General features: G+C 45.8%; 23 protein-coding genes. 17 read left to right on the top strand and 6 right to left on the bottom strand.

The genetic code is table 11. The annotated features are described in order from the left end of the window. The first annotated feature begins 57 nt into the window (after positions 1 to 57). Positions 58 to 1062 (top strand): type I glyceraldehyde-3-phosphate dehydrogenase, encoded by a 1005-nt coding sequence (gene gap / locus HRI96_RS03475; protein WP_210118134.1) that lies wholly within the window; start codon positions 58 to 60, stop codon positions 1060 to 1062. Between the two features lie 223 nt (positions 1063 to 1285). Here the strand turns inward: gap and HRI96_RS03480 are convergent, their stop codons facing one another. From HRI96_RS03480 to HRI96_RS03505, 6 genes are all read right to left on the bottom strand, one after another. Continuing rightward, entirely contained in the window at positions 1286 to 2047 is a 762-nt protein-coding gene (locus tag HRI96_RS03480; RefSeq protein WP_210118135.1) for a 6-phosphogluconolactonase, read from the bottom strand. Positions 2048 to 2060: 13 nt separating this feature from the next. Continuing rightward, positions 2061 to 2801, bottom strand: coding sequence for a 6-phosphogluconolactonase (locus HRI96_RS03485; RefSeq protein WP_210118136.1), 741 nt, complete (start codon positions 2799 to 2801; stop codon positions 2061 to 2063). A 29-nt stretch (positions 2802 to 2830) separates the two neighbouring features. Further along, a complete protein-coding gene (locus tag HRI96_RS03490) occupies positions 2831 to 3928 on the bottom strand; it encodes a LacI family DNA-binding transcriptional regulator (protein WP_210118137.1) in 1098 nt (365 codons plus the stop codon). Between the two features lie 10 nt (positions 3929 to 3938). After that, the gene (locus tag HRI96_RS03495) at positions 3939 to 5243 is read right to left on the bottom strand and encodes a TRAP transporter large permease (RefSeq protein WP_210118138.1); all 1305 of its coding nucleotides are present in this window, start codon (positions 5241 to 5243) and stop codon (positions 3939 to 3941) included. A 1-nt stretch (position 5244) separates the two neighbouring features. Continuing rightward, positions 5245 to 5808 carry a TRAP transporter small permease gene (locus HRI96_RS03500; RefSeq protein WP_210118139.1) on the bottom strand — a complete coding sequence of 188 codons (564 nt, stop codon included), beginning with the start codon at positions 5806 to 5808 and terminating at the stop codon, positions 5245 to 5247. Between the two features lie 143 nt (positions 5809 to 5951). Next, positions 5952 to 6941, bottom strand: a complete 990-nt coding sequence (locus HRI96_RS03505) for a TRAP transporter substrate-binding protein (protein WP_210118140.1) — start codon at positions 6939 to 6941, stop codon at positions 5952 to 5954. 268 nt (positions 6942 to 7209) lie between these two features. Here HRI96_RS03505 and nagA point away from each other — a divergent pair, with 268 nt between their 5' ends. The 16 genes from nagA (at position 7210) to HRI96_RS03585 (ending at position 21848) form a co-directional block, all read left to right on the top strand. After that, positions 7210 to 8433 (top strand): N-acetylglucosamine-6-phosphate deacetylase, encoded by a 1224-nt coding sequence (nagA, locus tag HRI96_RS03510; protein WP_210118141.1) that lies wholly within the window; start codon positions 7210 to 7212, stop codon positions 8431 to 8433. A gap of 210 nt (positions 8434 to 8643) precedes the next feature. Beyond that, the gene (locus HRI96_RS03515; RefSeq protein ID WP_210118142.1) at positions 8644 to 9912 is read left to right on the top strand and encodes a phosphoglycerate kinase; all 1269 of its coding nucleotides are present in this window, start codon (positions 8644 to 8646) and stop codon (positions 9910 to 9912) included. Positions 9913 to 9940: 28 nt separating this feature from the next. Next, a complete protein-coding gene (tpiA, locus tag HRI96_RS03520) occupies positions 9941 to 10687 on the top strand; it encodes a triose-phosphate isomerase (protein ID WP_210118143.1) in 747 nt (248 codons plus the stop codon). 226 nt (positions 10688 to 10913) lie between these two features. Further along, entirely contained in the window at positions 10914 to 11243 is a 330-nt protein-coding gene (gene secG / locus HRI96_RS03525) for a preprotein translocase subunit SecG (RefSeq protein ID WP_210118144.1), read from the top strand. Positions 11244 to 11258: 15 nt separating this feature from the next. Further along, positions 11259 to 11729, top strand: a complete 471-nt coding sequence (locus tag HRI96_RS03530; protein ID WP_210118145.1) for a PTS sugar transporter subunit IIA — start codon at positions 11259 to 11261, stop codon at positions 11727 to 11729. Between the two features lie 39 nt (positions 11730 to 11768). Beyond that, on the top strand, positions 11769 to 12080 hold the full coding sequence (locus HRI96_RS03535; RefSeq protein WP_210118146.1) for a V-type proton ATPase subunit G: 312 nt from the start codon (positions 11769 to 11771) through the stop codon (positions 12078 to 12080). Between the two features lie 9 nt (positions 12081 to 12089). After that, positions 12090 to 13115, top strand: coding sequence for a V0D/AC39 family V-type ATPase subunit (locus HRI96_RS03540; RefSeq protein ID WP_210118147.1), 1026 nt, complete (start codon positions 12090 to 12092; stop codon positions 13113 to 13115). A 3-nt stretch (positions 13116 to 13118) separates the two neighbouring features. Next, a complete protein-coding gene (locus tag HRI96_RS03545; RefSeq protein ID WP_210118148.1) occupies positions 13119 to 15101 on the top strand; it encodes a V-type ATP synthase subunit I in 1983 nt (660 codons plus the stop codon). A gap of 73 nt (positions 15102 to 15174) precedes the next feature. After that, positions 15175 to 15471 carry an ATP synthase subunit C gene (locus HRI96_RS03550; protein WP_210118149.1) on the top strand — a complete coding sequence of 99 codons (297 nt, stop codon included), beginning with the start codon at positions 15175 to 15177 and terminating at the stop codon, positions 15469 to 15471. After that, entirely contained in the window at positions 15471 to 15806 is a 336-nt protein-coding gene (locus tag HRI96_RS03555) for a V-type ATP synthase subunit F (protein ID WP_210118150.1), read from the top strand. The genes HRI96_RS03550 and HRI96_RS03555 overlap by 1 nt, the downstream gene beginning before the upstream one ends. 28 nt (positions 15807 to 15834) lie before the next feature. Continuing rightward, positions 15835 to 16473, top strand: a complete 639-nt coding sequence (locus HRI96_RS03560) for a V-type ATP synthase subunit E family protein (RefSeq protein WP_210118151.1) — start codon at positions 15835 to 15837, stop codon at positions 16471 to 16473. Beyond that, on the top strand, positions 16470 to 18257 hold the full coding sequence (locus tag HRI96_RS03565) for a V-type ATP synthase subunit A (protein WP_210118152.1): 1788 nt from the start codon (positions 16470 to 16472) through the stop codon (positions 18255 to 18257). Before HRI96_RS03560 ends, HRI96_RS03565 begins: the two co-directional genes overlap by 4 nt. After that, complete coding sequence (locus HRI96_RS03570) at positions 18254 to 19636, top strand: V-type ATP synthase subunit B (protein WP_210118153.1); 1383 nt, start codon at positions 18254 to 18256, stop codon at positions 19634 to 19636. Before HRI96_RS03565 ends, HRI96_RS03570 begins: the two co-directional genes overlap by 4 nt. Before the next feature lie 23 nt (positions 19637 to 19659). Continuing rightward, positions 19660 to 20277 (top strand): V-type ATP synthase subunit D, encoded by a 618-nt coding sequence (locus tag HRI96_RS03575; RefSeq protein ID WP_210118154.1) that lies wholly within the window; start codon positions 19660 to 19662, stop codon positions 20275 to 20277. Between the two features lie 301 nt (positions 20278 to 20578). Continuing rightward, complete coding sequence (locus HRI96_RS03580) at positions 20579 to 21073, top strand: universal stress protein (RefSeq protein WP_210118155.1); 495 nt, start codon at positions 20579 to 20581, stop codon at positions 21071 to 21073. Between the two features lie 25 nt (positions 21074 to 21098). Then, a complete protein-coding gene (locus HRI96_RS03585; protein WP_210118156.1) occupies positions 21099 to 21848 on the top strand; it encodes a J domain-containing protein in 750 nt (249 codons plus the stop codon). Positions 21849 to 21939 lie beyond the last annotated feature (91 nt).

The following is a 21939-nucleotide window of genomic DNA, read 5'->3' on the forward strand; positions in this document are numbered from 1 at the left end:
ATTATTATGCTATAAGAAGCTTTTAATATTATAGATTGAATAAGGAGTCATACAATTATGATCAAAGTAGGCATTAACGGTTTCGGCCGTATCGGACGCATGGTTTTCCGTGCAGCTATCGAGAATTTTAACAAAGATATCCAGATCGTAGGTATAAATGATCTTTTGGATGCCGATTATCTGGCTTATATGTTAAAATACGATTCCGTTCACGGACATTTCAAACACGATGTCAAAGTTAAAGACGGCAATATGATAATTGACGGCGGTTCTCCGATCCGTGTTACTGCGGAAAAAGTCGTAGAAAATCTTAACTGGAAGGCCGTAGGGGCGGAAGTTATCGTTGAGTCCACAGGATTGTGGCTTGACGACGAAACGGCGCGCGGTCACATCAAAGCCGGCGCCAAAAAAGTCGTTATGTCCGCTCCATCAAAGGATTCAACGCCGATGTTCGTTTACGGCGTAAACCACAAAACATATGCCGGACAGGATATTATTTCCAACGCTTCCTGCACGACAAACTGTTTGGCTCCGCTTTCCTACGTTATAAACAAGGAATTCGGAATTAAGAGAGGACTTATGACGACGATTCATGCCGCCACCGCGACTCAGAAAACGGTCGACAGCCCTTCGAAAAAGGACTGGAGAGGCGGACGCGGAATCCTTGAAAACATGATTCCATCTTCGACAGGCGCTGCAAAAGCCGTAGGAAAGGTTTTACCCGAACTTAACGGCAAGCTCACCGGTATGTCCGTCCGTGTTCCTACTTCCGATGTGTCGTTTGTCGACCTCACCTGTGAGCTGAATAAAGAGACAACCTATGAAGAAATTTGCGCTGCGATGAAAAAATATGCCCAGGGCGAACTCAAGGGCGTTCTCGACTATACCGAAGATTCCGTAGTTTCAACCGACTTCCGCGGAGATTCTCATACGTCGATTTTCGATGCAAAAGCGGGAATACAGCTGGATAAGACATTCGTAAAGCTCTGCGCATGGTATGACAACGAATGGGGATATTCAAACAAAGTTCTTGAAATGGTAAGAGTTGTAGCAAAAAAATAAAATTTTTTGCGCGCTATGCGGACGAGTTTTAAAAACTTCGCCGCATAGCCATAGCGTATAAAACTAACGTATAGAACGCTGTTAAACTTTATAAGATAAAACCGTGTCGGAAAATCGATGCGGCATAAAAAGAGGCTGCCGCGGCGAGGTTTTGAATAACTTCCGGGCAGCCCTTTTTTATTTGCGCCTATTTAGCGCCGTTCAATTTACACCTTCCGTAAAATTATAAAAATTCCGAAACGTATTTTCCGCTTTCGGCGTCCAAAAACATATTTGCATCCGGATGCAGCCTTAAAATGGAAGCGGGACATTTTTCACTGCACGGGCCTAAGATTGTTGCTTTTACAGCCTTGGCTTTGGCCGACGCCGGAACGGTGCATACTATGTGTTCCGATTTGAAAAGGGTAGGGACCGTTAAAGTTACCGCTTGTTTCGGAACGTCGGACAGCTGTTTAAAGCATCCGTCGTGTACTTGCTGATTTCTGCAAGTGTTGTCGAGCTCTACGATCTTTACCGTTTCTCCGTCGTGAAAGTCCGCTACGGCCGGATCGTTAAACGCTATATGTCCGTTTTCACCTATTCCCATAAGGCAAATATCGATCGGAGCCTTTTTAAGCTCCGCGGCATAGGCCTTTATGTTTTTTTCAGGGTTTCCCGCCGGACGTAAGTAGTGTACTTTTGCAAAGGGAACTTTCAAAAATATGTGGGCGTCTAAAAAATTTCCGAACCCCTGGGGAGCATCCGCCGGGAGTCCTACGTATTCGTCCATGTGGAATGCTTCTACCTTAGACCAGTCGATCTTTTTGCTTTTTGCAAGAAAGGCGAGAATTTCGTTTTGGCTTGGGGCCGCCGCAAAGATTGCCCGCACTATACCGCTGTTTTTTTGCTTTATCGCATTAATAAACATCCGCTCGGCGCATTTGCCGGCGGCTTTTCCCATCTCATCCCTTGAAGGGAAAATCTCAACATTAAAATTCGATTGCATGATTTAATCCTCCTTATTTTAAAGGAAATGCCTTTTCCGCCGAAGCGTTTTCAATAAAAAGATACCATTCCGGATGAGTTTTCATTATGGTGGCTGGCACATTGTTTGTGACCGGAGAGGTAAGCGTTTTTAAAATAGCGTCGGCTTTAACCGCATGCGGAACGGAAGACACTATCACCTTGCTTTTCATGATCTGATGTACGGTCATGGAAATAGCCTGATCAGGTACGTCGGCGACTGTCTTAAACCAACCTTCGTGTACTTGCTGGTTTTTGCATTTTTCATCAAGGTTTACCACTATGTAGCTTTCCTTGGTATTAAAATCCGCAGGCGGGTCGTTAAAGGCTATGTGCCCGTTTTCTCCGATTCCTATCACGCCGACGTCTATGGGCGCCTCCGTAAGTCTTTTGGTTATGTAAGCAATGTTTTCTTTTATATTGCCTTCTCCGTTCACAAAGACGGCTTCTTTTAAATTCACTTTGCTCACAAAGCGTTCTTTAAGATATTTACGAAACGAAGCGATATGGGTTTCCGCTAAGGCTACATATTCGTCAAGATGAAACATGGTTACCTTGCTCCAATCCACATCCTCTTTTATGAGGGCGTCGATCGTTTCAAACTGCGATGCTCCTGTCGAAAGGACGATACGGGCGTGCCCCTTGCTTTTTATCGCCTTGTTGATCTCAAGCGCTATGCGGTTTGCAGCCGCCTGTCCGAGCTCTTGTGGAGACTGTGAAACACTGATAGTAAACATTTATTTTCCTCCAAAAATAAGGTAAAATTTTATATTTCGGTCGAGGATATACAGATCCCCGATCCCATCTCTCCTACATAAAAGGGAAGATTGCTTTGCATTACGATAGATACCGGAACGGATAATATTTTTGCCTTGGGGTTTTCGTGTTTAAGAACATAGCCGAACAAGGTGCTCATCCCTAAATATCCTCTTTGGTACGCATTTTTGTCGATGACGCCGCTTACTATGCCTTCTTTCAGATTTTGTACGTTTGAAGGACACAGATCGCTCGCAAGCACTTGGAATTTTCTTTGGGGATAGCGGGAAGCCACCTTTGCGAGCGCATGCGAATTTTTTTCACGGACAGTATACATGGCCGTTATCGCAGGATCGCTTTGCACGGCGGAATCTATGAGAGCCGTTTCTTCTTCTTCATCGTATGGGTCATGAATATACACGCATGAAAACGGGAGCTTATTGTCATTTATATACGCTTCAAAACCTTCTACGTTTTCCTGATGCGTCTTTGACGTCTCGTCCCCTAAAGCCACAAGGATTTTACCGGGACTGGAAGTTTTGCACAGATATTCCGCCCCCAGACGGCCTATAAGGTAACTTCGCGGAGAGATGCAGCAAAGATATTTCATGTCTTCAAACTTATTGTCGATAAGAATGACCGGCGTCCCCTGCGCAATATGCTTGTTAAGGCAAAGAGAAAGCTCTCTGCCTGTGTTTTCAGGGACTACGAGAAGACCGTCGTATTCTTCTGGATGCTCGTATAACAGGGAATCAAGAATGCGGCATTCCTGTTTTGCGCCTATGAGCCCGGCCGGATATAAAAATTCACTGACTGTGCAGTTTAGCCCTGCAAATTCGCCGGCTGCCATGCGGCAGCCGGCGAGCATAGTATTGTGATAGTCGCCGGTTGTGTTGCCTTCGCACATTATCAAGGCAATTTTTATGGTCTTCCTTTTTAGCGCGGACGCCATGTAGTTTACTCGGTATCCCGTCTTTTCGACAGCCTTTAAGATTTTTTTTCGCGTTTCTTCGCTTAAACCTTCTTTGTTATAAATTGCGCGGTGTATTGAAATAAGCGAATATCCTGTGGCCTTCGAAATGTCTTTAAGCGTCACTTTGCCGTCCATAAGCGTTTTCCTATGATATGTATCCAAGCGCTCGCGGCAACATAAGCGTTATAGTCGGAAACAGGATTATTATTGCCAGAATAAACGAATATGTAAGATAGAACGGCATAAAACCTTTGATTGCTTTTTCTATGGGCATATTCGCTATAGAGCATCCGGCCCAAAGAGAAGTCCCTACCGGCGGAGTTAAAAGTCCGAGTCCAAGCGTAAGAACCATGATCAGTCCGAAATGATAGGGATTATATCCGTAAGACATCGCCACCGGATATAGAATGGGCGTAAGAAGTATCAAAAGAATTCCCATGTCCATAAAACAGCCTAGGAATACCATCATGATAACCATAAGGAGCATTACAACTCCGGGGTTGCTTGATACCGACATCAGCGAAGAAGCTACTCTAGTGGGAACTTTTAGATATGCAAGCACGTAACTGAAAGCGCTGCTCGTAGCGATTATCGCCATGACGGTGCTTAGCGTTCTTAGAGTTTTTTTTAGGCATTGAACGAATTTTTTAAAATTCATCGTACGGTATACGAAAATCGTAATTATTAAAGCGTATACGGCCGCAACTCCGCCGGCTTCTGTCGCCGTAAAAAATCCTGCAAGAATGCCTACGGCTACGATAAGGATCGTAACCAAGCCCAGAGCCGCTTCGCGTATTATTACAATATTTTCTTTCCATGAATATTTTTGACTTATGGGATATTTGTTTTTTACCGCGATCACAAAGGAACATATACACAGCGCAAGAGTAAGCAGCACTCCCGGAATGTAGCCGCACATAAACATCGTGCTTACGGAAAGACCGCTTCCGGCTGCGACGATGTAGTATATCATGTTTTGGCTGGGGGGAATTATAACGCCTTCCACCGAACTTGTGCATGTTACGGCAACGGAATAATCCGCGTCGTATCCTTCTTTTATCATCGACGGAATCAAAAAAGAGCCTATCGAAGAAACGTCCGCTATTGAAGATCCCGATATGCCGCCGAAAAACATTGAAACTACACAGTTTACGATCGCGGTTCCGCCCCTTACTCGGCCGATCAGAACGTTGCAGAATTTTGTTAGACGGTCGCTTATTCCTCCGTCGGTCATGATCTGCGCCATTATTATAAAGAACGGCACGCACATAAACGTAAAGCTCGTAATGCCCGTAGACATTTTTTGAAAAAGATTAAAAAACGGAATCCCCAGATACGTGGCCGTAAACAGGGCAGAAACGCCCAAACAGAAAGATATGGGGAAGCGGAATACCATGAGCACGACAAGCGAGCCAAAAAGTATCCACGTAGCGATTGCCTGACTTGCCATTTTAATTTCCTCCCCTTTCTTTGTTCATCTCGTCGATAGTTTTTACCGCATTTTTGTCGACTACGTATTCGCTTAGCGGCTTAAGACAAACGCTGGCAAAGTTAAACGCTGCATATACTGCCATAAGAATACCGCCGACTACCAGCGGAGCAAACAAAAGTCCTTGCGATAATTGCGTCGCCGGTTGTTTTTTCGCTATGTTCAAAGCGGTTATCTTTGCTCCGTATTTAATCATGAGAATGCTGAACCATACCAAAATTCCGTGTCGCCCAAGATCGAGAAACTTTTTTACAACGGGCGGCAGCTTACCGTACGCAAAATACAGCGCCGCATGTGAATCCGTGTAAATATCGATGGGAATGCACAGATATCCGAACCACACCAAAAACATCAGAGTAACTTCTTCAGACCAGCTGAACGGGTTGCCGAAGGAACGCAGAACTACCTGCACAAAGGTTATAGCAACCTCAATTATTAGAATGTAGCAGCAAAGACTCTGTTCCACTTCAATCGTGCGATCTAATGCGGAACGAATCTTTGACAGTTTGTCTTTTTTTGCTTCCACTATTGAACCTCGTGATATTAAATTAAGGAAACTGTCCGAAAACCGAAGTTCCCGGACAGCTCCAATTTCTTAATGCTTCAATATTATTAAATGATTATAAATAAATGATTCGGCCGAAATTCGGCCTGTTTTCGTTCAAGGATTTAGTTTACTGCCTTTATCTTTGCAATCACATCCTTATACTGAGGATATTTGTTGTAAATTTCACTTACTGCGTTCTGGAATTCTTTTGCATCAACGGTAAATACTTTGCAACCGGCTTTTTCTACCGCCGCACGGGATTCGTTTTGGAAATCATCCATTGCCTTTCTCTGCCAAAGAGCCGCTTCGCGGGAAGCTTCTTTTACGGCTTTCTGCTGGTCGGCGTTAAGCTTTTTCCATGCGGCCGTGCTCATGATAAGCAGCGCCGGAGGAGCCATGTGTCCGTCCAAAGAAAAATACTTGGCAACTTCATAATGTCCCGAAGTGTAATAAGAAACAAAGTCGTTTTCAGCGGCATCGATAACGCCCGTCTGCAAACCTTGGTAGACTTCGCCGTATGCCATCGGAGTTGCCGCTCCGCCGAGAAGTTCAACCATTCTTATGGCCACTTCGTTTTGCTGGACGCGGACTTTCATTCCTTTAATATCCGCTACGGATTTTATCGGTTTTTTTGTAGAATAAAAATTGCGCGAGCCGGATTCCAAAAAGTTAAGGCCTATTATGTTGTTTTTGGCACGCATGGTATTTAAAATATCTTCTCCGATTTTTCCGTCAAGAACCTTGTACTTTTGCTCCGTGCTGGTGAAGATATAAGGCAGAGTGAATACGCCCACTTCATTTACCGTCGACGCCAAGGCGGATGTGTTTATGCGCGCAAAGTCGAGCGTTCCGGCCTGTACCTGGTCGATTGTTTCATTTTCGTTGCCGAGCTGTGCGTCCAAATACACATCTACTTCAACCGTTCCGCCGGTCTTTGCTTTGACCAGATCGGCAAACATTTTTACACCCTTAGACACGGGGTTGTTCGCCGGTTGATTTTCGGCAAGCTTAAGCTTGATCACCTTAGTAGCCTTTGCTTTTGTGGAATCTGTAGCAAAGACGACCCCTACCGCAGTCAGCGCTATCATTGCAAACGCGACCAATTTTTTCATTTTGTACCTCCAAATAAGAAAACGTTACCGTTAGCGTTTTACTATATTTTACCTTTGTTTTAACACTTGTCAAGATAAATTTTCATTTTTTATTTTTCCTGCCGCTTAGTGTCCGAACCGAGCGGAAGTGCATCAACTGACAACTGAGCGACAGTGCATAAACCGAACGTCGCGGCGATAGAACGGCAGTGCGCCCGATCGGACGGTGCGGCAAATTCCTTGACGAACGATAAAAAGCTGGCTATAAGTGATTATACGAGGTAAATATATGTTATTCATAAATGCAAGAGTTATACTTGAGAGCGGAATTTTACAAAACGGTTTTGTTCGTACAAAGGGAACTAAGATAGTTGAAGTCGGTGAATGTAAAAAAAATGCCGACAAATCCTGCTGCAACGGTTCCGTTACCGGGACAAACGGCGCTTTCGCTCCTAAAGACGGCGAAACTGTCGTGGATTGCGCGGGCGATTTTATTTCTCCCGGTTTTATAGACATTCATACGCACGGCGGCGGCGGTTTTGACAATATGGACGGAAGTCCTGAAGACATAGAAGGAGCCGCACTCGCTCATTTAAAATACGGCACTACCACATATTATCCTACTACGCTTACAAGCAGCGACGAAGCGCTTTTTAAAACCTTTGACTGTTTTAGGCAAGTGAAGAAAAACAAGAATAAGTTGCCGCATCTTCCCGGTCTTCACCTGGAAGGTCCTTTTTTTGATATGGTGCAAAAAGGCGCTCAGGATCCCAGATATATAAAAAATCCTAAACCCGAAAACTATATGCCGATTCTTGAAAAAGGCGAAGGCATCATAAGCCGCATATCGTTCGCGCCGGAACTTCCCGGCGCTTTGGAAATGGCCGACGTGTTTTATAAAGCGGGAATAATGATGGCGGCAGGACACACGGCCGCCACGTATGATGAAATTTCCAAAGCGTACGATCATGGAGTTACTCACCTTACGCATTTTTATTCGGGCATGTCCGGTATCGAAAGGAAGGGCGGTTTTCGTATTCTCGGCACGATAGAAGCGGGATATATCATGGACGGTCTTTCCATAGAATTGATCGCCGACGGTATGCATTTACCGCCCGATCTTTTAAAGATGATCCTTAAGCTCAAAGATCACGATCACATCTGTATATGTACGGACAGCATGCGCGGCGCTGGAATGCCCGAAGGCCCTTCCATTTTGGGAGCAAAGATAGGCGGACAGGAAGTCATAATCGAAGGGGGAATTGCCAAAATGCCTGACCGTACTTCCTTTGCCGGAAGCGTCTGCACTATGGACAGAACTGTCCGCACGATGGTCTATAAGGCCTCTCTTCCGATGTGGAAGGCCGTCCGCATGGCAAGCCTTTTGCCTGCGCGTTTTATGGGCATTGAAAAAAAGACGGGCTCAATTTCGGCAGGTAAAGAAGCCGATCTTTTGATATTCGATAACGACGTAAATATAAAGCAGGTGTTCGTTTCGGGTAAGAAAATGTAAATATACAATCGGAACCGCACGCGCATGAAATAAATATCGGGATAAAAAGTCGGAACGCAATGCGAAGCGGCCGGCGCATTGCTCCTTATTTTAAAAAGAGGTATATTTGATTATACGAAATGATTTATAACTGTGCGCAAAGAGCGCGCTGTTTGCGCCATTTTCAGAAATCGACATTTTCTGCAATGCCGCAATTTATTGGAGGATGTTATGATAAAAACGGTTAGAGATGTAAATTTAAAAGGCAAGCGCGTCATTATGCGCGTCGATTTCAATGTTCCTATGAAAGAAGGAGTTGTTCAGGACGATACGCGCATTATGGCCGCCCTTCCGACCATAAAGTACATACTTGAACAAAAGCCCAGAAGCCTTGTGCTCATGAGCCATCTGGGAGACCCCGCAAAGGACGTAAAAAAAGCCGCTGAAAAAGCCGAAAAGGCCGGAAAAACATTTACCGAAGCCGATAAAGAAAAGTTCATAAACGGTAAAAACCGCATGAAACCTGTAGCCGAATATCTTGAAAAAAAATTAGGCAGTAAAGTGTTTTTTGCCGAAGATTCTCTCGGACAAAAATCCGCAGTGGACGCTCTTCCCGAAGGCGCCGTTATGATGCTTGAAAATACGCGCTTTCACAGCGAAGAAACTTCAAAAGACGCCGCGGAGCGCGATAAGATGGCAAAAGAACTTGCTTCCTACGGCGAAATCTATGTAAACGACGCTTTCGGCACGGCCCACCGCGATCACGCTTCTACGGCTTCCATCGCAAAATTTATGAAAGTAAATGTTGCGGGCTTCCTCATGGAAAAAGAAATAAAATATCTTGAACCGCTTTTGAAGGATCCTCCCAAACCCATGGTCGCGATTATAGGCGGCGCAAAAGTGTCTTCAAAGATCGCCGTGCTTGAAAGCCTGCTCAAAAACGCTTCCGCCCTTGTCATTGGCGGCGGCATGGCATACACGTTCCTTAAAGTACAGGGATACAAGGTGGGTAAATCTCTTGTCGAAGACGATTTTGCGGACACGGCAAAAAAACTGCTTTCGGACGCAAAGGATAAGGGTGTAAAAGTTATTCTTCCTGTAGACCACGTGTGCGCCGCAGAGTACAGCGCGGACGCGGCTCCGACTGTCGTCGACGATGTAAATATTCCCGACAATCTTATGGCGCTTGACGTAGGACCCAAAACCATCGCTTTGTACAAAACGACTATTGAAAGCGCAAAGTCGATCGTTTGGAACGGCCCCGTCGGAGTATTCGAATTTGAAGCGTTTTCCAAAGGAACGGCGGCCGTTGCGGAACTTGTTGCAAAAGCTACCGGCCGCGGCGTTATGACTGTCGTAGGCGGCGGAGATTCCGTTGCTGCAGTGAACAAATGCGGCCTTGCGGATAAGATGAGCCATGTTTCCACCGGCGGCGGAGCTTCCCTTGAATTCCTTGAAGGGAAAACCCTTCCCGGTATTGCCGCTTTGGAAACGAAATGATTTTATTCGGAAAAAGATCGGAGAAAATATGAGAAAACATTATATTGCAGGGAATTGGAAGATGAATCTTAACAAGGCGCAGTCTCTTGAACTTGCTAAAGCCCTTGTTAAGGAACTGAAAGGAAAGCCCAACAAGTATATGATTGCGGCGCCGTTTGTGTATCTTGACGCGCTCGCTCCCGTCCTGAAGGGATCGAACATCCTTTTAGGAGCGCAGAATATGGCGGCTACGGATAACGGCGCGCATACGGGGGAAGTTTCCGCCGATATGTTAAAAGACATAGGAGTGCAATCCGTGATCCTCGGGCATTCGGAGAGGCGCCATGAAATGGGCGAAAGCGATTCTCTTATCAACGCCAAAGTTAAAAAAGCCTTGGAAAAGGGACTTGAAGTCGTCCTTTGCATAGGAGAGCTTCTTGAAGAGAGAGAGGCGGGAAATGCCGAAAAGGTTTGCGCCGCTCAGCTTACCGAAGGGCTTAAAGGCGTGTCCGAAGATCAGCTTAAAAACGTCACCATAGCCTATGAGCCCGTGTGGGCGATAGGAACGGGGAAGACCGCAACTCCCGACGACGCACAAGCCATACATAAATTTTGCAGAAAGCATATTGAAAAAATGTACGGCAAGGCCGCTTCCGATGCCGTCGTCATACAGTACGGCGGTTCAATGAAAGCGTCAAACGCTAAAGAACTTCTTGCAATGGAAGATATAGACGGAGGGCTGATCGGAGGAGCTTCTCTTGCCGCTGACACCTTTGTGCCCATCTGCGTTCTTTAAAATTTAACAGTCGAACAAAATATCAATTTTGGACGACTGTTGAATCAGTGCGCTCTTTGCGCACGATTCAACAAAGCGTCGTAGCCGCTGCAAACCGTTTACAGCTATCCGCACTTGCTGCTGCACACAAGCCGTCAGCGCATTGCCGTTATGATGTTCTCGTTTGTTTGACAAATTCTACTATTTTAGCTATTATAGCGCTAATATTTAGTTTGGAGTTTTATATATGGGTGTTATTGGTATTATCCTTCTGGTCGTATTCGTTATTATCTGTATCCTGCTGGTTTTGCTGGTTCTGGTGCAGAATGAAGAAGGTATGGGAGGCCTTATAGGCGGCGGAGTTTCCAATGCGTTCGGCTCACACTCAGCAAATATATTGACCAAAACAACCTATGTTTTGGTTACGCTGTTTTTTATTACGGCCTTCGGTCTTGCCTTGTTGAATAAAAAGCCCGCCGTCAAAACCGACTTATCGGGCGCGGCGCAGTCTGTTGAACAGGCTTCGGGGCAGAGTTCCGAATGGTGGAAGGATACTTCGGATTCTTCAGCAAAATAATTTTAAGGATTTAGTATGTTTGCAGATATTTTTCCTCCGGAGAATATTATCGTCGGTTTGGAAAGCGAAGATAAAGACGAAGTTTTTGAAGAAATGCTTGAAGTTATTGTCTCTGCCCAGCCGTATATCAGCCGTCAGGAAGCCTTGACGGCGTTAAAAGAACGTGAAAATAAAATGACCACGGGGATCATGCCGGGGATCGCGGTTCCTCATGCCATAAGTCCGTCCGTAAACGGCGTTGTCGGCGCCTTGGGGATAAGCTTTACGGGAGTCGACTATGACGCTATGGATAATAAGCCCGTGCATATCGTTTTTATGCTGCTCTTCGCTCCTAAGGAAACGCAACGACATCTTCAAATAATGAAGCAATTTGCCGATCTTCTTCATCATCAGGAATTATGCAAGGCTCTTATGCAAAAAAAATCTCCGCAGGAAGTATATGACGCGATTCGCTCTTATGAAGAAGCGATGGAGAGCGATTACTAGAAAATCCGGAAATAAAATTTTAACCTTGCGGAGATGAGTATGGAAAAAGATGAAATGAATGCTATCGATCATCTTCTTGGTGTAGAAAAAACAGCTATGCAGCTTGTTTCGGATGCTCAAGGCGAAGCGTCAAAGCGCCTTACGTCGGCTCGCGCTCAAGCTGATGAGGAATATAAAAAAAAGTATTCAATCCTGATCGATAAACTGGAGAAAGATCTTCAGACGAGGATCTCTGAAATCAAGGCCTCTCACAACGAGGCTCTTGACTCTTATAAATCCGGCGTAAGCAAAATTCAAAAGGACGTTTTCGCTTTTAACGCATTGTTGGATTCCGTTTTGTTTGCGGTGTAAGGATAAAAAATGAGTCGTTCTGATGCTGCCGCATATGTAAATGCAAAGGCAAACGGAATGCTACAAAAATCGTTTGTAGGGCCTAAAGCAATAAAGTTATTTTCAGTACATTCTCTGCCTGAATTGTGGGCGCTTCTTTTTACACAAGAAATGCCTTCGGTACCCGGCCAAGTGCTTGCCGAAGAGATCGAAAGAAAGGCTTTGCAGGAATTTATTTTACAATACAAAAAATTGCTGGCTATGTATCCCAAACCCGACGCGGTGTCTTTGTCGCTTTTGCAGTATTACGATTATGAGAATTTAAAAAGCATTGCGACCGCTCTTTCCAAAAATGAAAAAAACATGCCACAAGTGATAGACGTAAGTCCTTATAATATAATAAATTATAAGGAATGGCCCGATTTGGTTAAGATTACGGAAAACACGCCTTTTTATTGGTACGATAGAATTCCTTCCGCTCAGGATATGCAGGCCTTGGACAAAAAGCTTGATTTTCAGTACGTAAAAAATCTTTGGAAGTCCATAGACGAGCTTCCGCGTTCGGAGCGCCCGTTTGTGCGCGATTTTATACTTGAGGACATAATTTTTAAAAATATTATTTGGGCGATGCGTCTTAAAGTCTATTACGATATGAAAAAAGATGATATTATTGCTCAGTTGATATTTGCCGACGATCATAAGAATGAAAAAGATTTGTTCGCCGCTCCAGCGCTCTCTATCCTCGATAAGGATATAAACGCCTATTCGGACTGGAGCGGCTGGAAATATGAAGACGCTCTTAATCCTCATGAAGAGGGGGGCGAGTGGACGTTGGATCCGTGCTGGGTTGAACAGTATTTCCGCAGAATTTTTAATCGAAAGGCGTTAAAAAAAATGCATCAGTATCCGCTGACGGCTATGGTCATGGTATGCTGGTTTAAGATCAAGCAGAATGAATATGAAACTGTCTGCGCCGCATCCGAAGCGCTGCGTATGGGCGTCGATGAGACACAGGTAATGGAATTGGCCGGTATTGCGCCGGCGAAGCAGAGGTAGAGGATGGCAAGAACGACGCAGATGCGGCTTGTTGAGCTGATGGTATTAAAACAGGATATTGCGCGCATAATCGAGTTTTTAGGTAAACGCGCCGTTTTTCAATTTGAAAATCAAATTTCCTCTTATGAAAATGTATCCGATGAAAACACGAGGAACGATAAAGAACATGAAATTTTTTCCTCTTTGCAGCAGTGCCGCGCATATCTGAACATTCAAGACAGAAGCGACGTACTGGATTGCTCTCTTCCCGACCGCGACGACTACGATAAAGCTCAAAATTTTTTGTCGGCCGTAGACGAACTTAAAGAAAGGGAAAAAGAAGTGACCGAAAACGCTCGGCACGTAAAAGAAGCTTACAGAGAAGCTCTGGCTTTTTCAAATTTGAAGGCCTCGTATTCCGATCTTGAACACCTTTCTTTTCTTACGCTGCGCATAGGAAAGATCGATCCCTCGCTGGTTGATGAACTTAAATTTGCCGTCGGAGACAGAGCAGCCATAATACAACTCGGGGATGATAAGTCGCGCATACTCGCGGCGTCGTCCAAAAAGGGACGATTTGCTCTTGACTCGGAATTAAAGCGGCACGGTTTTGTAGAAATGGAAATCCCTAAGGATTTTAAAGGCATTCCTGACGACGTTCTCGAAGGGCTCAAAATCAAGTCCTCCGAGGCTGAAAAACAGCTTGCCGTCGTTTCCGAAGAGAGAAAGAATTTTACGGACACCCATAAGGATATGCTTTTGCATCTTTTGGGCGTCTTCTCGATAGCAAAACAAGTGCGTGAGATGGAAAACAGGCTTGAGGCTACGCATATGGTTTATCGCATTACGGGATGGATTCCCGCGTATGCGACTCGGCAGATCATGCATGATCTGGATGTGCTCACTGAAGGCAGGATTGCGATACGGGAATACAAACCTTCGGAAATTCCCGCCGTCATATCCGGACGCCAGCAGGTTCCCGTGCAGCTTAAACACGGAAAACTCGTAGGCGCCTTCGGCAGAATGATCTTCAGCTACGGATCTCCCGTTTACGGTTCCGTCGATCCTACGCCCTTCGTAGCGTTGTTTTTTACGCTGCTTTTCGGTATTATGTTCGGCGATCTGGGACAGGGGCTTGTCTTTTTATTGTTCGGGCTGCTTTTAGCTAAAAAGATCGTTAAAGTAGGCGGTTGGAATAAATTTGCTCCCGTCTTTATGGCTATAGGAGTGAGTTCTTCCATAATGGGACTTTTAACCGGAGAATTTTTTTCAAACGAAACTCTTTTGGAACCGTTCGCTCATTATGTTACGGGGCTTTTCGGCACGTCGAGATCTCCAATCCTGCCTATGCGCCCGGCTTCGGATCCGCAATCAATAAAAAACATGTTTATGTTTTTCGGATTTTCCATCGCGGTAGGATTTGTCATCAATACTTGCGGGCTAATTATCAACATAATAAATCAGTTTAACCGGAAACATTGGGGCGGCGCTCTCTTCGGCAAGACGGGTCTGTCCGGAGCGCTTTTTTTCTGGTATGTGATAGTCTTTGCGGTAAGGCTTGCATCTTTCGGGCACGTTCCCGAAATCTACGACTGGGTTATCATTGGGCTTACCCTGTTCGGCGCGGCATACGGTGAAATTTTGGAACGCATTATCGAAGGGCGCCGTCCCGTATTTGAAAACGGATTCGGAGCGGCGTTGATAGCGGGCTTGGTTGAAGTGATTGAAGTTATTTCGAATTATCTTTCAAACACGATAAGTTTTATGCGCGTAGGCGCATTCGCCCTGTCTCATGCGGTTTTAGGTTATATCATCAACACTATGACGCATCTTGCAGGCGGAGCGGGCGGCATCGCGATATTGATCTTAGGCAACGCTACGGTAATAGTTTTGGAAGGAATGATAGTCGCCATTCAAGTGATCCGTCTGCAATATTATGAATTCTTTTCAAAATTCTTTAACGAGACCGGAAGAGAATTTAAACCGTTCGCATTTTATTATACATAAATATGCAGGCAGGCCGCCTTAAAGCGGTCTTCCGCAAAAACAGATCTTTATAAGGTGTAGGGGTGTTTATAGTATGAATAAGAGATTATTTGTATTTGTTCAAGTTATGTTGTGTGGCGCGGTTCTTTTTGCACAGGGAAATGCGTCTTCAGCCGTGAGCGGTTCCGTGCTTAAATATTTTGCGGCCGCTCTTGCCGTAGGAATCGCCTGCATAGGAGGCGGAATGGCCGTAGGCAAGATAGGAGCAGCCGCCATGGGCGCGATGAGCGAAAATGCGGAACTTTCAGGTAAGGCGCTGCCGTTCGTAGGACTTGCCGAAGGTATTTGCCTGTGGGGATTCCTTGTAGCGCTGCTTATCATCATTCAATAATGGAATATTTTATAATCGGTGAAAGGGAGCTGGTTCTTGCGTTTGCGCTTGTGGGCATTCAGGGAACGGCGGCCGTAAACCGGAACGAAGCGCTTGAAGCGTTTAACAGAGTAACCGGAGGCGGCGGCGTTTTATCGACTCCGATAGAAGGCGGCCGTCCTAAGGTTCTGATTTTAACCGAAAACATTACGGTAATGCTCGAAAGCGAAGTTCTTGAATGGCAAAAAAAAGGCGATTATCCGCTTATAGTCGAGATTCCCGGCATTCAAGGGCACCTGCAGGGCAAAAAAACATTGACGGATGCAATAAGAGAAGCGATCGGCGTAAAAGTTTAAAGCCGGATCGCCTTATAAGGTACACAGCATGGAAGAATTACGTTCGACCGAAATTCTTGATAAAGAAATACAGGCCGATGCAAGAAAAAAAGCTGAAAAAATTTTAGCTGATGCGGATCGTGAAGCGCAGCGCATACTCGACGGAGTTGCAAAGCGCATGGAAGACGCCGCAAAAGAGCAGGGCGACCTGTACGAGCAAAAGATTAAGAAATTTTTACACGATACCGAAGCGGCTCTCCCGATTGAAAAGGGAAGGTTTTTAGCTTCTTTTATAGAAGATGCGGTTTCTTCTTCGATAGATTCTTATTTGAAAGCTATGCCTCAAGAAAAACGCTTCGAGCTTGTAAAAATTCTTTTTAATAAGCTAAAAGATAATATAAAAGGAAAAAAGATAAACGCGCTTGTTTACGGTTTTGACGCCGAATATGCAAAAAAATATTTTGTTTCGGTTTTAGGAAGCGACTTGATCTCTTGCAAAGAGACTTCCTTTGAAAAAACCGGACAGACGGAAACGGGCGGAATAAATATACACGAAGGAATCATTCTTGAGACGGAAGACAAGGCCGTTCGCTGCCGCCTCACTTTGGAAGAAGTGGTTTCCGAAATAGAAGAAACGCAAAGCAAAAAACTTGCGGAAACTTTGTTCGGCGGGAGGCTGCCTGAATGATTGAAGGAAGAATCACCCGCATATCGGGCCCTATAGTGTTTGCCGAAGGTCTTGACGGCTGCGGTCTTTACGACGTGGTAAACGTGGGCGAAAAAGAGCTTATAGGCGAGATAATACGTCAAGACAGGGGCAAGGCTACGCTTCAAGTCTATGAAGATGTGACAGGACTTCACGTAGGAGAAAAGGTTGTCTGCATAGAGCGTCCTCTTTCGCTGCGATTGGGGCCTGGCCTTGTGGGCACTATCTACGACGGTATACAGAGGCCTCTTAAATCCATGTATGAAGACGGCGGAGCCTTTCTTTTGCCGGGGCAGCGGACAAAACCTCTTGACGTTGAAAAGAAGTGGCATTTTGAACAGGGAACCGCCTCCGACGGAAGCAAAATAACGGCAGGTTCCGCAATTTGTCCGGGGGCCGTCTTAGGCTCCGTTCAGGAAACAAATTCCATAGTTCATACAATCGCGGTTCCTCCTACGGTGCGCGGACGCACTCTTAAAACGTTCGCGGGAAGCGGAGATTATACGGTTGAAGATGTTATCGCAACAACGGAATTGGATGAAGAGATAAAACTTTCGCAGTATTGGCCTGTGAGAAAGCCGCGCCCGTACATGCAAAAGCTTTCGGTTACGGAGCCGCTTGTTACCGGACTTCGCGTGATTGACGTGTTTTTTCCGCTTTCAAAGGGCGGCACGGCTTCCATTCCCGGCGGTTTCGGAACGGGTAAAACCATGACGCAGCACGCCATAGCAAAGTGGTGCGACGCGGACTTGATCGTATACATAGGCTGCGGAGAGCGCGGCAACGAAATGACCGAGGTTCTAAACGAATTTCCCGAGATAGTGGACCCCAGAACGGGACGCTCTCTTATGGAAAGGACCATCCTCATTGCCAATACTTCGAACATGCCCGTGGCGGCGCGCGAAGTTTCTCTTTATTCGGGAATTACGCTTGCGGAGTATTACCGCGATATGGGTATGGCCGTAGCCATAATGGCCGACTCTACAAGCCGCTGGGCCGAAGCTCTACGCGAGCTTTCAGGGCGAATGGAAGAGATGCCTGCGGAAGAAGGATTTCCGGCTTATCTTCCCACGCGCCTTGCCGAATTTTATGAAAGAGCCGGAAGGGTAACTTCGCTGTGCGGAAAAGAGGGCTCGGTTTCGGTAATCGGAGCGGTGTCGCCTCCGGGCGGAGATTTTTCCGAGCCGGTTACGCAGCATACGAAGCGCTTTATACGCTGTTTTTGGGGGCTTGACAGAGACCTTGCAAACGCGCGGCACTATCCTGCAATAAGCTGGATAGATTCATACTCCGAATATGCAGACGAAGTTAAGGGCTGGTGGGAAAAGCACGATCCCGAATGGGCAACGGTCAGGCTTGAAGCCCTGGATCTGCTTAAAAAAGAGCAGCGCTTGCAGCAGATAGTCCGCCTTATAGGGCCTGACGCCCTGCCTGAAGCCGAAAGACTTCTTCTTGCCGTGGCGGATATGATAAAAAACGGATTTTTGCAGCAGAATTCTTTTGATCCTATCGACACTTATTGCGTTTCCGAAAAGCAGATCGCAATTCTTGTTCTCATGATGGATTTTTACCGCCGTGCGCTTGCCGTTATCAAAGACGGAGCTCCGCTCGTAAGAGTAAACTCTCTTCCTGTAAAAGAAGAAATCACGCGCATAAAATCGGAAATTCCCAATGACCGGCTCGATAAGATCAAGGAAATAGAAGGACATCTTGATACTCAGATGAGCGAGCTTGAAAAGATATATCATAAAGTGGGTATTGCATGAAAGGAATAGAATACCGCGGACTGAATTCCATAGACGGACCTATTATGATTGTCCGCCGCACTGAGAATGTTTTTTACGGAGAAACTGTTTATGTGCGCGACCGCAGCGGTGAAAAACGCACGGGGCGCATTATAGATATTTCAGACGAGGCGGCCGTAGTACAGATCTTCGGTTCGACCACAGGGCTTGATTTGGGCAGAACCACGTTCGAATTTTTGGATCGGCCGCTTGAACTTCGCGTGGGCGAAGGACTTTTGGGACGAATTTTTAACGGATTGGGCGAACCAATTGACGGCTATCCCAAAATAATTTCAGACGAAAGCGTAAATGTAAACGGCGATCCCATAAATCCGTACGCGCGCATATATCCGAGAGATTTTATTCAGACAGGAATTTCGTCTATCGACGGAATGAATACACTTATCCGCGGACAAAAGCTGCCCATATTCAGCGGAAACGGACTTCCCCACAATAAACTTGCGGCACAGATCATTCGGCAGGCCAAGCTTAAAAACAGCGACAGCCAGTTTGTGATGGTCTTTGCAGGAATGGGCATAAAATACGACGTAGCGCGTTTTTTTATAGACACTTTTGAAGAATCGGGAGTTTTGGCAAAGGTCGTCATGTTTCAGTCTTTGGCGGACGCTCCTTCGATTGAACGCATAATAACGCCCAGATGCGCCCTTACGGCGGCGGAATATTTGGCTTACAAAAAGGGAATGCACGTTCTTGTCGTAATGACCGATATGACCAACTATTGCGAAGCCTTGCGGGAAATATCGACTACGCGCGGAGAAGTCCCAGGTCGAAAGGGCTATCCCGGCTATCTGTATTCCGACCTTGCGGAACTTTATGAGCGCGCCGGCAGAATAAAAGATTCCGAAGGTTCCATCACTCAGATTCCGATCCTTACGATGCCCAACGACGACATAAGCCATCCGATTCCCGATCTTACAGGCTATATTACGGAAGGGCAGATAGTTCTCGACCGTGAAATGTCCCAAAAGGGAATGTATCCGCCTGTGGCGGGGCTTCCGAGCCTTTCGCGTCTTATGAAGGACGGTATCGGCGATAAGATGACAAGGGAAGACCATGCCGCCGTTTCGGCGCAATTGTTTGCGGCTTACTCAAAGGTAAAGTCCATCAGAAATCTTGCGGCTATAATAGGCGAAGAAGAACTTTCGGAATCGGATAAGTATTATTTGCATTTCGGCGACGAGCTTGAACAAAAATTCTTTTGCCAGGGCGAATATGAAAACCGCACTATCGAACAGACATTGGACATCGGATGGAAACTTCTTTCAGGTTTGCCGCGTGAGGATCTGTACCGCATAAAGAGCGATATGATCGAAAAGTACATGCCTGCAAAAGAAGCGTAAGCCGGGCGGAAAAGCGGCGTAAGATGGCAAAACTTAACATTGCACCTACAAAATCGAATTTGCTTAAGATGAACGAGCAGCTGGCCGTTTCGCAAAGCGGATACGATCTGCTCGAGCAAAAGCGCGAAATTCTCGTCATGGAGCTTATGCACATGGTGGAACGCGTAAAATTGCTTGAGCGCGACATAGACAAGGTTGTGGCGAACGCTTATCCTGCGTTAAAAAAAATGCTCATAGCCGCAGGCATGGACCGCATGGAACAGCTCTCTCATTCCGTTCAGTATGATTTTACAATCAGAGAAAAACCCGTAACTATCGGGGGAATGAAATTCCATTCCATAGATGTGGAACTGCCGCCCCGCCGCCTGTTTTACTCGCTTTTGGGAACGCTAGCCGAAGGCGACAAGGTTATGGCGGAATTCTTTAAACTGCTTACGCTGCTTGCACAGATGGCTTCGATCAGGACTATAGTGTGGCGCCTTGCGGGAGAAGTTAAAAAGACTCAGCGCCGTGTAAATGCGCTTAATAAAATGGTCATTCCCCAGGCTTTGGACACAAAAAAATACATAGAAAGCGTGCTTGAAGAGCGCGAACGAGAAAGTGTTTTTGTTCTTAAGTCGCTAAAGCGCCGGAAAGGATAAGAAAAGAACGGAATAACCTCGGCCGTCAATCATTTTTCCGTACTTTTTCGGGGCTTTGTCATGCTTTGCGGCGTCTTTTTTACGTGCTGCGGCGTTTTTGATGCGCTTTCCCATCATTCTCCGCGTTTTTTCGGCGCTTTTTTGCGCTTTTCTGGCGATTTTTTTTCACGTTTTTGTAGCGATGATTTTACAATTATCATAAAATCTGTTACAATCAGTGTACTTTGAAAGAGTACGAATATGAAAACGTTTTGTTTTTAAGTTACTCTGCCGCCGAAAGGAATAGAACGGAAGGTTTCAAATGCTAAAACCGCTTTTAAAAAATGTGCTTGTTGCCGTAAACGGATCTGAAGCTTCCATGCATGCGTCGATGTACGGAATTTTGCTTGCAAAGCAGCTTCATGTAAATTTAAAGGCCGTTTTTGTAGTCGACACGGCGACTTTAAAGCAGCTCACCATGACTAAACTTTTTGTTGCCGATGAAAGCGAAAGCTATGAGACAAACCTTGTTGCCGACGGAGAACATTATCTTCAATATATAATCGATCTGGCAAAACAAAAAGGAGTTCAGGTAGAGACCGAATTGCGAAAAGGCGCGGTCTGGTCCGAAATAATAGCTTGCGCGGATGAATTTTACGCCGATCTCATACTTATAGGCGGAAGAGAAATAAATGCCTATGATTCTATGCGACGGAATGTCGTATCCGCTTCCAGGGGCGAAATAATTTCCGGAGCGCACTGTTCGGTTATGGTTGTAAGAAAGCCCGGATTGGAACAGATTTTCAAGCAGGCGTAAGCTTTTTCTTTTACGGAATACGGCTTTGGAAAATTTTTATGAAATACTCGGTGTCCGGCCGGATGCTTCTGCCGCCGAAATCAGAAAGGCTTACAGAAAAAAGGCTAAGGCTCTTCATCCGGACATGTCCCGGAAGCGCGAGAGCGGCGAATTTCAAAAAGTCGTTCAAGCGTACAGGATTCTTTCCGATGTGCGCGGCAGAAAGATCTTTGACGATACGCTTTTTACGCGGCGGCACAAGACTGAAAAAACAAGGGAATTCGACTATCGGGAATGGCTTTTAGCGCGCGACGATGAAGAAAGCCGGGCGAAGTTGATTTTTTTTGATCTGATGCATGAGCGAGAAGACGAAGCCGTAAAGGAATTCAAATACATGTCCATGACTCATGCGGGTTTTTCGCTTAAAAGGTGGTTTACCCGTGAAGATTTTATGGATTTCGGCTATATTCTATCCGAAGAATTGGTCTTCAGGTCGGAATATTACGACGCGGCGCTCCTTCTCGAGCAGATAATCCGCATGGAATATTCTTTTCCGTATTTCAGGCTGTTTTTTCCTGAAGTGCTCGACTTAATGCGTTCCATTTTAAGGCGCAACGTTGAAGGGAATATGAGCGACGAATTGGCGCTGGATATTTGGGAGAGAGCCCTCGATCTTAGGCTGGGTAAGGCTGACGATATGTTTTTTTTAAATAAAATGGCTGAAGCTTATGAGCGCTTGGGGGATTGTAAGACGGCGGAAATCTGCCGTTCGGAAGCTTTAAAACTTTCCGTTTAATGAGGCCGCGGTATTTCGGCTTTGCCAAAATTCGCCATAAGCCGATGCACACGGAGATACGTCGGCTCATACTATTTCATCGGGCGAAATT

The sequence above is a fragment of the Treponema parvum genome, from assembly GCF_017893945.1.
GTDB lineage: Bacteria > Spirochaetota > Spirochaetia > Treponematales > Treponemataceae > Treponema_D > Treponema_D parvum_A.

Bases quoted from the DNA above. Each gene is read 5' to 3' on its own strand.
- gap (WP_210118134.1), top strand. From the start codon at position 58: ATGATCAAAGTAGGCATTAACGGTTTCGGCCGTATCGGACGCATGGTT.
- HRI96_RS03480 (WP_210118135.1), bottom strand. From the start codon at position 2,047: ATGCAATCGAATTTTAATGTTGAGATTTTCCCTTCAAGGGATGAGATG.
- HRI96_RS03485 (WP_210118136.1), bottom strand. From the start codon at position 2,801: ATGTTTACTATCAGTGTTTCACAGTCTCCACAAGAGCTCGGACAGGCG.
- HRI96_RS03490 (WP_210118137.1), bottom strand. From the start codon at position 3,928: ATGGACGGCAAAGTGACGCTTAAAGACATTTCGAAGGCCACAGGATAT.
- HRI96_RS03495 (WP_210118138.1), bottom strand. From the start codon at position 5,243: ATGGCAAGTCAGGCAATCGCTACGTGGATACTTTTTGGCTCGCTTGTC.
- HRI96_RS03505 (WP_210118140.1), bottom strand. From the start codon at position 6,941: ATGAAAAAATTGGTCGCGTTTGCAATGATAGCGCTGACTGCGGTAGGG.
- nagA (WP_210118141.1), top strand. From the start codon at position 7,210: ATGTTATTCATAAATGCAAGAGTTATACTTGAGAGCGGAATTTTACAA.
- HRI96_RS03515 (WP_210118142.1), top strand. From the start codon at position 8,644: ATGATAAAAACGGTTAGAGATGTAAATTTAAAAGGCAAGCGCGTCATT.
- tpiA (WP_210118143.1), top strand. From the start codon at position 9,941: ATGAGAAAACATTATATTGCAGGGAATTGGAAGATGAATCTTAACAAG.
- secG (WP_210118144.1), top strand. From the start codon at position 10,914: ATGGGTGTTATTGGTATTATCCTTCTGGTCGTATTCGTTATTATCTGT.
- HRI96_RS03530 (WP_210118145.1), top strand. From the start codon at position 11,259: ATGTTTGCAGATATTTTTCCTCCGGAGAATATTATCGTCGGTTTGGAA.
- HRI96_RS03535 (WP_210118146.1), top strand. From the start codon at position 11,769: ATGGAAAAAGATGAAATGAATGCTATCGATCATCTTCTTGGTGTAGAA.
- HRI96_RS03540 (WP_210118147.1), top strand. From the start codon at position 12,090: ATGAGTCGTTCTGATGCTGCCGCATATGTAAATGCAAAGGCAAACGGA.
- HRI96_RS03545 (WP_210118148.1), top strand. From the start codon at position 13,119: ATGGCAAGAACGACGCAGATGCGGCTTGTTGAGCTGATGGTATTAAAA.
- HRI96_RS03550 (WP_210118149.1), top strand. From the start codon at position 15,175: ATGAATAAGAGATTATTTGTATTTGTTCAAGTTATGTTGTGTGGCGCG.
- HRI96_RS03555 (WP_210118150.1), top strand. From the start codon at position 15,471: ATGGAATATTTTATAATCGGTGAAAGGGAGCTGGTTCTTGCGTTTGCG.
- HRI96_RS03560 (WP_210118151.1), top strand. From the start codon at position 15,835: ATGGAAGAATTACGTTCGACCGAAATTCTTGATAAAGAAATACAGGCC.
- HRI96_RS03565 (WP_210118152.1), top strand. From the start codon at position 16,470: ATGATTGAAGGAAGAATCACCCGCATATCGGGCCCTATAGTGTTTGCC.
- HRI96_RS03570 (WP_210118153.1), top strand. From the start codon at position 18,254: ATGAAAGGAATAGAATACCGCGGACTGAATTCCATAGACGGACCTATT.
- HRI96_RS03575 (WP_210118154.1), top strand. From the start codon at position 19,660: ATGGCAAAACTTAACATTGCACCTACAAAATCGAATTTGCTTAAGATG.
- HRI96_RS03580 (WP_210118155.1), top strand. From the start codon at position 20,579: ATGCTAAAACCGCTTTTAAAAAATGTGCTTGTTGCCGTAAACGGATCT.